Annotated in this window: 11 protein-coding genes and 1 tRNA gene; 8 read left to right on the top strand and 4 right to left on the bottom strand. The window is 41.1% G+C overall.

The genetic code is table 11. The features are described 5' to 3' along the window. Positions 1-25: 25 nt before the first annotated feature. Positions 26-811 (top strand): tRNA isopentenyl-2-thiomethyl-A-37 hydroxylase MiaE, encoded by a 786-nt coding sequence (gene miaE, locus AC3KVK_RS10905; protein WP_490313238.1) that lies wholly within the window; start codon positions 26-28, stop codon positions 809-811. On the opposite strand, the gene AC3KVK_RS10900 is transcribed toward miaE, so the two are convergent. The 3 genes from AC3KVK_RS10900 to AC3KVK_RS10890 all read right to left on the bottom strand — a co-directional run bounded on the left by AC3KVK_RS10900 (position 806) and on the right by AC3KVK_RS10890 (position 2842). After that, the gene (locus AC3KVK_RS10900) at positions 806-1426 is read right to left on the bottom strand and encodes a transporter substrate-binding domain-containing protein (RefSeq protein WP_518526907.1); all 621 of its coding nucleotides are present in this window, start codon (positions 1424-1426) and stop codon (positions 806-808) included. The two genes, miaE and AC3KVK_RS10900, sit on opposite strands and share 6 nt — an antisense overlap. Before the next feature lie 136 nt (positions 1427-1562). Further along, positions 1563-2294: a UDP-2,3-diacylglucosamine diphosphatase gene (locus AC3KVK_RS10895; RefSeq protein ID WP_490313240.1), complete on the bottom strand. Its 732-nt coding sequence runs from the start codon at positions 2292-2294 to the stop codon at positions 1563-1565. Positions 2295-2347: 53 nt separating this feature from the next. Continuing rightward, positions 2348-2842: a peptidylprolyl isomerase gene (locus AC3KVK_RS10890; protein WP_490313241.1), complete on the bottom strand. Its 495-nt coding sequence runs from the start codon at positions 2840-2842 to the stop codon at positions 2348-2350. A 136-nt stretch (positions 2843-2978) separates the two neighbouring features. Between AC3KVK_RS10890 and cysS the strand changes: the two genes are divergently transcribed. The 3 genes from cysS (at position 2979) to AC3KVK_RS10875 (ending at position 7253) form a co-directional block, all read left to right on the top strand. Further along, positions 2979-4358: a cysteine--tRNA ligase gene (gene cysS / locus AC3KVK_RS10885; RefSeq protein WP_490313242.1), complete on the top strand. Its 1380-nt coding sequence runs from the start codon at positions 2979-2981 to the stop codon at positions 4356-4358. Between the two features lie 111 nt (positions 4359-4469). Further along, the gene (locus tag AC3KVK_RS10880; RefSeq protein WP_490313243.1) at positions 4470-5249 is read left to right on the top strand and encodes a substrate-binding periplasmic protein; all 780 of its coding nucleotides are present in this window, start codon (positions 4470-4472) and stop codon (positions 5247-5249) included. Between the two features lie 66 nt (positions 5250-5315). Next, the gene (locus AC3KVK_RS10875) at positions 5316-7253 is read left to right on the top strand and encodes a RecQ family ATP-dependent DNA helicase (RefSeq protein WP_490313244.1); all 1938 of its coding nucleotides are present in this window, start codon (positions 5316-5318) and stop codon (positions 7251-7253) included. Here AC3KVK_RS10875 and AC3KVK_RS10870 read toward each other — a convergent pair. Then, positions 7250-8149: a DMT family transporter gene (locus AC3KVK_RS10870; RefSeq protein WP_490313245.1), complete on the bottom strand. Its 900-nt coding sequence runs from the start codon at positions 8147-8149 to the stop codon at positions 7250-7252. The genes AC3KVK_RS10875 and AC3KVK_RS10870 overlap by 4 nt on opposite strands. A gap of 225 nt (positions 8150-8374) precedes the next feature. Between AC3KVK_RS10870 and AC3KVK_RS10865 the strand changes: the two genes are divergently transcribed. From AC3KVK_RS10865 to infB, 4 genes are all read left to right on the top strand, one after another. Continuing rightward, positions 8375-8451: transfer RNA gene (locus tag AC3KVK_RS10865), tRNA-Met, on the top strand. Between the two features lie 223 nt (positions 8452-8674). Beyond that, complete coding sequence (gene rimP / locus AC3KVK_RS10860) at positions 8675-9130, top strand: ribosome maturation factor RimP (protein WP_490313246.1); 456 nt, start codon at positions 8675-8677, stop codon at positions 9128-9130. Between the two features lie 39 nt (positions 9131-9169). After that, complete coding sequence (gene nusA / locus AC3KVK_RS10855; protein ID WP_490313247.1) at positions 9170-10666, top strand: transcription termination factor NusA; 1497 nt, start codon at positions 9170-9172, stop codon at positions 10664-10666. A gap of 25 nt (positions 10667-10691) precedes the next feature. Continuing rightward, the gene (gene infB, locus AC3KVK_RS10850; RefSeq protein ID WP_490313248.1) at positions 10692-13340 is read left to right on the top strand and encodes a translation initiation factor IF-2; all 2649 of its coding nucleotides are present in this window, start codon (positions 10692-10694) and stop codon (positions 13338-13340) included. Positions 13341-13367 lie beyond the last annotated feature (27 nt).

The raw sequence follows: 13367 nt of genomic DNA, 5'->3' as shown, positions 1-13367 counted from the left end.
CGATTTTATTTAAGCAGTAGATGATATGTTAGAAAAATACACAGAACTTTTGGCACCGATTTATCAGTTTTTGCGAGACGAAACGCCACAGGAATGGGTGGATGAAGCGAAAAAAGCTGAAAATTTAGATGTTATTCTTCTAGATCATCTTCATTGTGAACTAAAAGCTGCGCAATCTGCGGCATTTTTAATTAGACGTTATGTCATTGATAAGCAAAGTGCTCAGCAATTACTAAATTGGTTAAAACCATATGAAGATTTTACTTACCGTAATATTGGAGAGGGTTTTTTCTCAGATGGGAAAAACACTTTAGTAGGGGAGTTGGTAGTTCAAGCCGATAATCCAGTTTATCAAGATATTTTAGATAAAATGGTGCGCCTAATAAAAGAAGAGTTACACCATTTCGAACAAGTGTTAGATATTATTAAGCAGCGAAATATAGCTATCAATCCTTCTTCGGCATCACGTTATGCAGGCGCACTAATAAAGCACGTTCGTACGTATGAGCCTGCAGCGTTAATTGACAAGCTCATAATAGGTGCCTTCATCGAAGCCCGTTCGTGTGAGCGGTTTGCGAAGCTTGCTCCTCACTTAGATGAAGAGTTGGGCCGTTTTTATATCTCACTGCTTCGCTCTGAAGCCCGTCACTATCAAGATTACATATCATTGGCTCAAGATATTGCCAATCAAACAGATCCGGTTAGATTTAATGTGGATGATCGTATTGCTTTTTTTGCTGAGGTTGAAGCAGAGCTTATTACCACTGACGATAATGACTTTAAATTCCATTCGGGGAAACCAATTTTATAATTCTTCAACTGCAGCATGAAGATCCGGAATTTGGCAGCTTGGGTTGTACCAGACTTTAATATTGGTTTTGAGCAACAGAGTTTGTGAAAACTGATAGTCAGGTAAATGAAGTCCAAGTTGCCTCATGATGTATTGGCCACCGGCTAAATCAGAAAAAACATAATCTACTCGGTTTTTTTCGAGTAACTGTAATCCCTGAGAGACACTTTCAACGTTTATTAACTCAACTTGAGCATTAATAAATTGTGTGATTAATTCACTTCGTTTTTCGTTACTGCGTAACATGGCGACTGTGCGACCACTGAGCTCAGATAAAGATTGCCACTTAAAGGGGGCTAACTGACTTTTACGATACAACCCTAACTTTATTGCATTGTCATTAAGCTCGATTACCGGGTATGTTGAGTGTTCTAATGGCGGAAAAAAAGATAAACACCAGTTACCATTTTTTAAATTTAAAGCTGCACGAGCGGGAGGCAAAAATACAGGCGCAAAGCGAAAACCTTGCTTTTTAAAATGTGTTTGTAATGCCTCAAAGGAGATACCGTTATTAGGTTCATTGGCTGAGGTATAAGGCGGGTACTCAATTGCAATAACCTCAAGATGTTTACTCAAGACACTAAAACTAAAAAGCAGCATGAAGCATGCGATAAACAAAGGCATTATTTAGTTGGCTAAGTAAATGATGAGTGCACCTATATTAGACTAATGAGTGCACGAATGTGGTTTGAACTGTCAATTTATTAACAGATTAAGCAAAGGGAGTAAATTCAAGCTGTTTAGATTCTTTTGTTACGATCAAATAGGAGCCTTGTTCATACCAATCACCTAACACAATTCGAGTGAATGGTTCGTTGTTTTTTGTCCACTTGTGAACGTGGGGACGATGGGTGTGGCCGTGGATCATGATCCGAGAGTTAAACTTTGAAAACATCTCATTGACGGCTCGCTGAGTCACATCTAGAATCGCCATTTTTTTGCCTTGCTGGCTTAATTTACTTTTGGCTCGTGCTTTCTTAGCGACTGATTGGCGGTACCATAGCGGCAAAGACAGCATGAGTTTTGGCCACCACCAACCCCGACTTTTCTTGCGAAATTTTTGGTATTCTAAGTCATCGGTGCACATTTCATCACCATGTAGAATAATGATTTTCTCGCCGTAGAGATCAATTACACTTTGTTCTGGCAGTAATGTCATTCCGCATTGCTCAGCGTAGCGTTTACCGATTAAAAAGTCGCGATTACCGTGAACAAAAAATATTGGTATTCCCGCTAGGCTGATCGTGTTTAGCTTAGCTGCAACTCTTTCAGTTAACGGTGTGTGATAATCATCTCCGACCCACACTTCGAAGAAGTCGCCTAAAATATACAGTGCATCGGTCTGATTTGTGATGCGCATTTCTAAAAATGAAAAAAAGGCTGCAGTGATATCAGGACGTTCTTCGCTTAAGTGCAGGTCCGAAATAAAAAGAGTGTTGCGCATTGCTTAAGGTCTTATCGGTGGGGGAAGACGCACCGTTACGGTGCGCACAGAAACTAAGCTTCGACTGACACGCGTTCAATCGTTACATCTTCGAGTGGTACATCTTGGTGAAAACCATTGCTGCCAGTATTGACGGCTTTAATTTTTTCAACCACATCCATACCTTCAACAACAGATGCAAACACACAATAGCCATAGCCTTGTGATGTCGCACTGCTAAAGTTCAAGAAATCGTTATTATTCACATTGATGAAAAACTGTGCGGTCGCTGAATGTGGATCTGGAGTACGAGCCATGGCCACAGTGCCAACTTTATTGGAAAGGCCGTTGTCCGCTTCGTTTTCAATCGGATCGTTGACCTCTTTTTGATCCATACCCGATGTGAAACCACCACCTTGGACCATAAAACCATCGATGACACGGTGAAAAATTGTCCCATCATAAAAGCCTGAGTTAGCGTAGTTTAAAAAGTTTTCAACAGTCTTAGGTGCTTCAGATTGATGCATTTCTAATTTGATATCACCAAAGTTTGTATGTAAAACAACCATGCTTATTCCTAATTTGATAAATAAAAAGTCGAGGTGTATTTTAACTTAGTTAACTGTGATTCACAAAGATATAGAGCAACGCGGCATGAGGTGTTAATATGCGCGCTTACCTAAAAGAGTAAAGGATAGTTATTAAATGCTACAGATATACAACACACTTACACGTCAAAAAGAACAATTTAAACCCATGGTTGATGGCAAGGTCAGCATGTATGTGTGCGGTATTACAATTTATGACTATTGCCATGTTGGTCATGGCCGTACCTATGTTTCATTTGATGTGATGAACCGTTACTTTCGTCATTTAGGTTACGATGTGACCTATGTACGAAATATTACTGATGTTGATGATAAAATAATTAAACGTGCTAACGAAAATAATGAAGCTATAAATGATTTAACTGTTCGCATGACAAAAGCAATGCATGAAGATTTTGCAGCTCTGAATATTTTACCTGTCGAAATAGAACCAACAGTGACAGGTCATATGCCAGAAATTATAGCGATGATTGAACGCTTAGTTGAAAAAGGTCATGCTTACATTGCTGGTAATGGTGATGTATTGTTCGATGTATCAACGTTTTCGCAATATGGTGCGTTATCGCAACAAGATTTATCAATGTTGCAAGCTGGTACCCGTGTTGAAGTCGATAGCGGAAAAGATGATCCGCTCGATTTTGTTTTGTGGAAAACAGCCAAACCGGAAGAGCCGAGCTGGGAATCCCCATGGGGAGCAGGTCGACCAGGTTGGCATATCGAATGTTCAGCAATGAGCTCAAAGCATTTAGGTGATCACTTTGATATTCATGGTGGCGGCTCCGATTTACAGTTCCCTCATCATGAAAATGAGATTGCTCAATCATGCTGTGCATCAGGCAAACAATATGTGAATACTTGGATCCATACAGGTATGGTGCAAGTGAATAAAGAGAAAATGTCCAAGTCACTGAATAATTTTTTCACCGTTCGTGAAGTGCTGAAACAATATGACCGTGAAACGGTGCGTTTTTTCTTGATAAATGGTCATTACCGCAGCCAATTGAATTATTCACAAGAAAACCTTGATCAAGCGCGCTCATCTTTGGAGCGTATCTATACCTCATTACGAGGAGTGACTCCGATAGAGGTGGATTTAGACAGTAATGAATATGTGGCAAAATTCCGCCAAGCGATGAATGATGATTTTAATACACCTGAAGCGCTGCCGGTTATTTTCGAGTTAGCAAAAGAAATCAATCGTATAAAAGATGATGAAGTGCAAAAAGCAGGGCAACTTGCATTTGTTTTAAAAGCGATTGCAGAGGTACTTGGAATCGCGCAACAAGATCCAGAAAGCTTTTTACAAGGTGAGCAAGATGATGATGAAGTCGCGACCATTGAAGCACTTATCGCACAGCGTAACCAAGCCCGAGCGGATAAAAATTGGCCGTTAGCTGATGAAGCCAGAGATAAGTTAAATGCGCTCAATGTTGTTTTAGAAGATAGTGCCGGTAAAACAACTTGGCGAAAAGCTTAAGTAAAACCAAAAATAAAACCTAAAAAAGCAGCTTTCTCTAGCTGCTTTTTTTTATATTCAACTAGGCTTATTGGTAACAGTAATCAATTGAAAATGTAGAGAGTGCAACAGATGAGACTTTTGAATTACTTGTGCTGTTTTATGCTGTTATGCCTTTCTCAGCAAGTACTGAGTGATCCTCAAAAGACTTCATCGTGTGCAGGCCATTTAAAGCTAGGGGTTGGAGAGCCTTGGCCACCGTTTGTCATGTATGAAAATGATCAATATTTTGGTATCGATATCGACATTACTCGCCTTATTTTTAAAAAGCTCAATTATTGCATTGAAATCATAAAACTACCTTCATCAGCAAGGGGTCTATTACAGCTTAAACGAGGTGAAATAGACTTGCTAAATGCAGCAAGTTTCAATGAAGATAGAGCTAAAATAGGGTTGTTTTCCTCGGCATACAGAAGTGAAGCAATGCGTATTTTTTACCATGAAAAAAATCGCACTAAATTTCAAATAACCAGCCTATATGATTTACAGAAAAAAGACCTAGTAGGAGTCGTTAATCTCGGTGCGTATTACGGCGAAGAGTTTTCGGGTTTAATGCGGGAAACGAGCTTTAATAACAAAATTGCCAGTGTACCCAGTGTTGAACAAAGGATGAAAATGCTCGAACTAGGTCATGTTGATTTTGTTATCGATGATATTGTGCCAGGCCGATATTATTTGCGCAATCACCACAAAACCATGCTTGAAATGGCGGCCTACGTTGTTCACGATAACCCAATATATTTTCTCTTTAGCCGTAAAACGGTCTCACCTGAGCAAGTGACGCTCTTTAATCAAGCTATCTTACAGTATCATGCCGATATAGAAGCTGTTGTTGATCACTACCTGTATTAATAATAGAAGTTATTCACTCTAAGGGCGTGAAAGCGCTATCATAAGGTTTAATCGAGGAGTGAGACAGTGACAGATTTAACAACCACACTACAGCGACTTTTTGGATTTGACCAATTCAGAACGGGTCAACAAGAAACGGTCGAGCGCCTATTGCAAGGTCGCTCAGCTTTGGCAATATTTCCTACAGGATCGGGGAAGTCATTGTGTTATCAGTTTACAGCGACACAATTGCCCCATCTAACGCTGGTTGTATCACCTTTACTGGCATTAATGAGAGATCAACTCGATTTTTTGAGGCTAAAAGGGATCGCCGCTGCAAGCTTAGACTCAACTTTAGCCCCTGAACAAAGCAAGCAGGTTATGCATGATGTTAAATCGGGAAAAATTAAAATTTTAATGGTTTCGGTTGAACGATTTAAGAATGAGCGTTTCAGACAATTTTTGGCCGAAGTGACGTTGTCATTGCTTGTGGTCGATGAAGCACACTGTATATCAGAGTGGGGGCATAATTTTCGCCCTGATTATTTAAAGTTACCCTTTTATCGTGAATCACTCGGTATTCCTCAAGTACTGTTATTAACAGCTACGGCGACAAAAAAAGTAAAAAAAGATATGGCCGCCCGTTTTACAATAGCTGAGTCAGATATCATTCAGACTGGGTTTTATCGTGCAAACTTGGATTTAGCCGTTCAAGCTGTGACAGAGCAAGAAAAGAAATCGGCGCTGTCTGACTTAATTGATAAGCAAACGGGCTGTGGAATTGTGTATGTCACCTTGCAACAAACAGCACAAGAAGTGGCTGATTATTTAAAGCAACGAGGTTTAAAATCTGCCGCCTACCACGCGGGCCTGCCAGATGAAATTAGACAACAGGTTCAACATGATTTTATGGCCGATCGGGTTGAAATTGTCATCGCAACCATTGCGTTTGGGATGGGAGTCGATAAAGGAAATATCCGCTTTGTGATTCATTATGATTTACCAAAATCAATTGAAAACTATAGCCAAGAAATCGGTCGAGCAGGGCGCGATGGTTTGCCGTCTAACTGTATTACACTGGCAAATTTAGATGGGATTAACACCGTTGAAAACTTTGTCTATGGAGATACGCCAGAACGTCAAAATATCGAGTTTGTGATCGAGACCATTAAAACGCAGCAAGAGGAGGGTTGTTGGGAACTACAAGAACTAACGCTCTCAAATGCGAGCAATATTCGCTTATTAGCATTAAAAACGCTTTTAGTGCAATTGGAACTAAAAGGCGCGCTCACTGCTCAGTATGCTTACTATGCTGACTTCAGATTAAAATTCTTACAACCTAAAGAGGATGTTTTGGCGCAGTTTGATAACGTTCGACAAGACTTTCTCAGCCAAGTCTTTGCCTATACAGACTTTAAAAAAGTATGGGGAACGCTAGATTTTAAGCGCTTATTACAAGAAACAGGCGTTGAAAGAGCACGAGTAGTGGCTGCGCTTGAGTATTTACACCAACAAGGATCGATTGAGCTAGAAACTAAGCGGATCACACAAGTTTACCAAGTCGATTTAGCCATGTTACAAGACGCGTCGCTAGCGGTACAATTACACACTTATTTTGAAAATAAAGAGCGGTCGGAAATTAATCGAATTGCTGCACTTGTGCGTTATTTCGAATTGGATCGCTGCTTGAGTCATAACCTCGCATGTTACTTTGATGATTTTGCGAATCCTGAGCGATGTGGTCATTGTTCAGTATGTCGTGGTTTTGTCGCCCATCTAACTTATTCAAATCGGCAGCCTTTGCCTGAAGATGATTATTTACGCACTGTACTATTTGAATTAGATCGTCACTGTCAAACCAAGGCATCGCTTTCGCTCAGTGTTAAAGCTCAAGCGCGGTTCTTAATTGGCATGAGTACGCCATTATTTAGTCGATTAAAAGTGAAGCAATTAGCTGGTTTTGGGTGCTGTGAACGGCATAGATTTGCAGAAGTTGAAGTTAAATTGTTGACTCTTTGCCATTAATTACTCTTTTGTGTGCTGAATTTTTTCAAACGCCACTTCTCACCAAACTGATAAGTGCCTAATCCAGCCATTATTAAAGACGCGCCGACGATTAGTTTTATACTAATCGTTTCATCGTTAAGCCATGCGCCTAATGACATAGCAATGATCGGTGTTAACAACGTAATTAAAGCCACAGTGCTAGCAGATAGCTTTTGCAAAATATGAAAATAAGCTAAAAAACCGAGCAATGAACCAAAAATGCCGAGATATGCGATAGCCCAAATTGACTTTGCCTGCCATTGCTCTATGTTTAGCTCTCCATCAATCCCCCACCAAATCAAGAAAAACGCGGGTGTCGAAAGGCTCAATGCTCCAATTGTCGTGGCCATAGGGTGAATTGTTATTTGTACACTTTTAACCAATACGCCACTGAGGCTAAAAAAAATCACTGCAATTAAAATCAGTACTAAGCCAATTATGCTATCGCTATGTACAGCAATGTTATCGATGCAGACGATGCCTAGGCCAATGAAACAAAGGGATAAAGCAATTTTTCGGATAAAGCTAAATGGGGGGTCATTGAGCACGTATTGGGCTAATAATCCTGAAAAAATAGGGGCTAAACCAAACATCAATGACATCATTCCTGAAGAAATGAAACTGGCTGCGTAATAACTCAACAACATGCCACCAACGATACCAATGCTGGAGTAAGTATAAAGCTTCACAGCTTCTTTATGCCAAGGAAAGCGAATATTACTGAGTAGCAAAATGCTTAAGCCTAAAACAAGTGCAATTAACATGCGTAAAAAAACGGCTAAGGTAGGACTGACTGATGTGCTACTCCATACAATTCCCAGCGGGGTTGTTGACCAAATAAGGACGACAGCAAGGTAAGCCAATGGGACAGGCATGGATTCTCCATTGAAGTGAATAGTCAGAGCGTTTAAAATTGCTGGCAATAATGAAGGGCTGGTCGCTGGTTTGTCAATTTTAAATGTAAGATAAACCACTTGTGTTCATCATCTCGGTTTATTTATCAGAAGCGTATACGCTTTAAGGTACAAAGCTTAAACCAATTAATTACACGCAAAGGTTGCTTATTAATTGCTGTGAAATTATAATCGTTGCAATTCTGACGCGGGATGGAGCAGCCTGGTAGCTCGTCGGGCTCATAACCCGAAGGTCGTCGGTTCAAATCCGGCTCCCGCAACCAGCTATTTTCAAAGGTTTACAGCTAATTTCCATTTTCAGCCTTAAGCCTTAAGTCATTTTATGACTTGGTTCAGTTAGAATAATACCTTTTACCAGGTAGGCCATTGGCCACACAGTTATAGTTTTAGGTGTGACGCCCCGCTTGGTACGGGGCGTTGTTGTTTCTAAACCTGACTAAGATTCTAGGGCTATAAGCCCTTTTTTTGTTTGTATGGAGGATTTCTGTGACTAAGCTCGAGCAAGATATTATTGCAATGTTAGAGCCTACAATCGAAGCAATAGGCTTTGAATTACTAGGGCTTGAACTCGCCCAAGCGGGTCGTCACTCGACATTGCGCATCTATATTGACCATGCGGATGGTATCAATGTTGATAACTGTGCAGAGGTGAGTCGCCAAGTGAGTGCGATTCTCGATGTCGAAGATCCAATTACAAATGAATATAATTTGGAAGTTTCTTCTCCTGGTGTTGATCGTCCACTATTCAAACCAGAACACTTTACTAAAGCGCAAGGCGAAGAAATTCGCTTAAGAACAAAACTTCCGCAAGATGGTCGTCGTAATTTTAAAGGCGATCTAGTTTCAGTTGAAGGTGATATGTTAACGCTAAAAATTGATAACAAAGACGTGCTCGTCATGTTAAGCAATGTAGAAAAAGCAAACATTATCGCTAAATTTTAATTCGAGTGCGAAAGGAATAGGGCAAGCGAGGCATTACACATGGCAAAAGAGATATTATTGGTAGCAGAAGCTGTCTCCAATGAGAAAGCAGTCCCAAAAGAAAAAATATTTGAAGCATTAGAGTTTGCATTAGCAACAGCGACAAAGAAAAAACACGATGGTGACATCGACGTTCGTGTGTGCATCGACCGTAAAACTGGTGCATACGATACTTTCCGTCGTTGGGAAGTGGTTGATGACCGCGAAGGTGGTTTAGAAAACCCATATCGTGAAATTACGATTGAAGCAGCTAAATACGATGACCCAGAAATTAATCTTGGTGATTTTATTGAAGAGCAAATCGAATCAATTAAATTTGACCGAATCACAACGCAAACAGCAAAACAAGTCATTGTACAAAAAGTACGTGAAGCTGAGCGTGCACTTATTGTTGAAGCGTATCAAGATCAAGAAGGTGAAATGGTCACTGGCGTGGTGAAAAAAGCCAGCCGTGAAGCAATTGTCCTTGATTTAGGTAATAATGCAGAAGCTGTGATTTATCGTGATGATATGTTACCTCGTGAGAATTTCCGTCCAGGCGATCGTATCCGTGGTTTATTGTATGCGGTTAAACCAGAAGCACGTGGGGCACAACTGTTTGTTACCCGTTCTAAACCAGAAATGCTCATTGAATTGTTTCGAATCGAAGTACCAGAAATTGGTGAAGAGATGATTGAAATTCGTGGTGCAGCTCGTGATCCGGGTTCTCGCGCTAAAATAGCGGTTAAATCAAACGACAAACGTATCGACCCTGTAGGTGCGTGTGTCGGGATGCGTGGTGCACGTGTTCAAGCTGTTTCGACTGAATTAGGTGGTGAGCGCATTGATATCGTTCTTTATGATGATAACCCTGCACAGTTTGTTATTAATGCAATGGCGCCTGCGGAAGTTGCATCGATTGTAATGGATGAAGATTCTCGTTCAATGGATATTGCTGTTGAATCAGATAACCTTGCACAAGCCATTGGTCGTAATGGTCAAAATGTTCGTCTAGCTAGCCAATTAACTGGCTGGGAACTCAACGTAATGACCGTTGATGAGATGAACAAAAAGAACGAAGAAGAATCCTGTAAGGTTCTTAAAGTATTCACTGAAGGCTTAGATATTGATGAAGATTTCGCTCAATTATTAATTGACGAAGGCTTTTCAACTCTTGAAGAAGTCGCTTATGTGCCTACATCTGAGTTTTTAGAAATCGATGGTCTAGATGAAGAGACGGTTGAAGAGCTTCGTGCTCGTGCTAAAGCGTCGTTAACGACACAAGCTTTAGCAAATGAAGAGTCTTTAGAAGGTGCTGAACCTGCTGAAGATTTACTCAGCCTTGAAGGCTTAGAAAGACATTTAGCATTTGTATTAGCGAGTAAAGGTGTTATCACTCTTGAAGACTTAGCTGAGCAAGGCGTAGACGAATTAGTTGATATTACAGAGCTTTCAGAAGAGAAAGCCGGTGAGCTTATTATGGCTGCACGTAATATTTGCTGGTTTGGTGACGAATAATTTATTGACGGAGGTAACAAATACGATGGCAGATGTAAGCATTGATAAGCTAGCCAGTGACATAGGTACAACGGTTGATAAATTAGTCCAACAGTTTTCAGAAGCAGGGATTAGTAAAACAGCCACTTCGCAAGTGACTGATGCGGAAAAAACCGAATTACTGGATCACCTAAGCAAGCAACATGGTGGAGCAGGTTCTAACGAACCGGCTCGCATGACTTTACAACGCAAAAGCAAAAGCACTCTCAGTGTTGGTGGTGCGGGTAAAGGAAAGTCTGTGCAAGTTGAAGTGCGCAAAAAGCGCACGTATGTGAAGAAAAGCTCCATTGAAGAGCAGCAGCAACAAGAGCAAGCACAGCTAGAAGCGGAGCGTTTAGCCAAAGAAGCTGAACTTAAATTGAAGCAAGAAGAAGCAGAGCGTAAAGCTAAAGCCGAAGCAGAACGAAAAGCAAAAGAAGAAGCGGATCGTAAAGCAGCTGAAGCAAAGCGTATTGCCCAAGAGAAAGCAAAGAATAACGTGACAAACCAAAAAGTTGATAAAGGCCGTTCGGCCCAAGATAAACTCGAGGCGGAGCGTTTACAGCGTGAAGCAGAAGAAGCCACCCGTAAAAAGCTTGAAGAAGAAGCTAAACGTGTTGCTGAAGAAGCGCGCATTTTAGCTGAACAAAATTCAGCGCGTTGGAAGCAAGAAGAAGAAGAGCGCAAAAAGCGTGAAGAATCTGCTGACTTCCATTTAACGACCTCATCAACAGCCCGTGCCGCTGAAGATGAGTCAGACATGAAAGAAGAAAAGTCTGCACGTCGTCGCAAAAAGAAAAAGCCAGCACCTGCAGCAGTTGACCATCGTGGTAAAGGGCGTAAAGGTAAGTTAAAAGCACCGGCGTCATTACAACATGGTTTCCAAAAACCAACAGCTGAAGTGACACGCGAAGTTCGTATTAGTGAGACAATCACAGTATCCGAACTGGCTTCACGTATGGCTGTGAAAGGTGCTGAAGTTGTTAAAACAATGATGAAAATGGGTGACATGGTTACTATCAACCAAGTTATTGACCAGGAAACAGCACAACTTGTTGCTGAAGAAATGGGCCATAAAGTTGTTTTAGTCAAAGAAAACGAATTAGAGTTCAACGTACTTGCTGATCGTGGTGATGAAGGTAAACAACAATCTCGTGCACCAGTTGTCACAGTTATGGGTCACGTTGACCATGGTAAAACATCAACGCTTGATTACATTCGTAAAGCGAAAGTAGCGTCAGGTGAAGCGGGGGGGATCACCCAGCACATTGGTGCGTACCATGTTGAAATTGGTAAAGGAATGATTACGTTCCTTGACACTCCAGGACACGCGGCGTTTACGTCAATGCGTGCTCGTGGTGCAAAAGCAACTGATATCGTTGTACTAGTTGTTGCAGCAGACGATGGGGTAATGCCACAAACAATCGAAGCAGTTCAGCATGCTAAAGCAGCTGAAGTACCCTTAATTGTTGCGGTAAATAAAATCGATAAAGAAGGTTCTGATCCAGACCGCGTTAAAAATGAACTATCACAGCATGATGTTATCCCAGAAGAATGGGGTGGTGATGTGCAGTTTGTTCATATCTCTGCGAAAACAGGTGAGAACATTGATGACTTACTAGAAGCAATTTTAATGCAAGCAGAATTGCTTGAATTAACGGCTGATCACGATGGTATGGCATCGGGTGTTGTGATTGAGTCTCGTCTTGATAAAGGCCGTGGTCCAGTTGCATCGATCTTGGTTCAAGCTGGTACACTTAAGCAAGGTGATATCGTCTTGTGTGGCTTAGAATATGGTCGTGTACGAGCGATGCGCGATGAAAACGGTAAGCCAATTGAAAGTGCTGGACCATCTATCCCAGTTGAAGTGCTTGGTTTATCAGGTGTGCCTGCAGCAGGTGATGAAGCGACAGTAGTTAAAGATGAACGCAAAGCGCGTGAAGTTGCCTTGTACCGTCAAGGTAAATTCCGTGATGTTAAGTTAGCCCGTCAACAGAAATCAAAACTGGAAAACATGTTTACTAACATGACTGAAGGTGATGTATCTGAAGTGAATGTGGTGCTTAAAGCGGACGTACAAGGCTCTGTTGAAGCGATTGCTGATGCACTGCTTAAGTTATCAACCGATGAAGTGAAAGTGAAAATTGTTGGTAGCGGTGTTGGTGGTATCACTGAAACTGATGCAACACTTGCGGCAGCATCAAATGCAATCGTAGTTGGTTTTAACGTTCGTGCCGATGCATCTGCACGTCGAGTGATTGACACTGAAAACTTAGATTTACGCTATTACAGCGTTATCTATCATCTAATCGATGAAGTTAAATCAGCGATGTCAGGTATGTTAGCACCAGAGTTCAAACAAGAAATCATTGGTCTTGCTGAAGTACGTGATGTATTTAAGTCGCCGAAGATCGGTGCTATTGCTGGTTGTATGGTGACTGAAGGTAACATCAAACGTAACAATCCAATTCGCGTTCTTCGTGATAACGTTGTTATCTACGAAGGTGAACTTGAGTCACTACGTCGCTTCAAAGACGATGTACAAGAAGTCCGTAACGGAATGGAATGTGGTATCGGCGTGAAGAACTATAATGATGTTCGCGTGGGTGACCAAATTGAAGTATTTGAAACTGTAGAAATTCAGCGTACTCTTTAAGTAACTGAATAAATACAAGTAAATTTA

The organism is Pseudoalteromonas sp. J2K-J979 (assembly GCF_058169715.2).
Note: the sequence above shows the minus strand (reverse complement) of the source record. Positions and strands in the feature narration are given on the sequence as shown.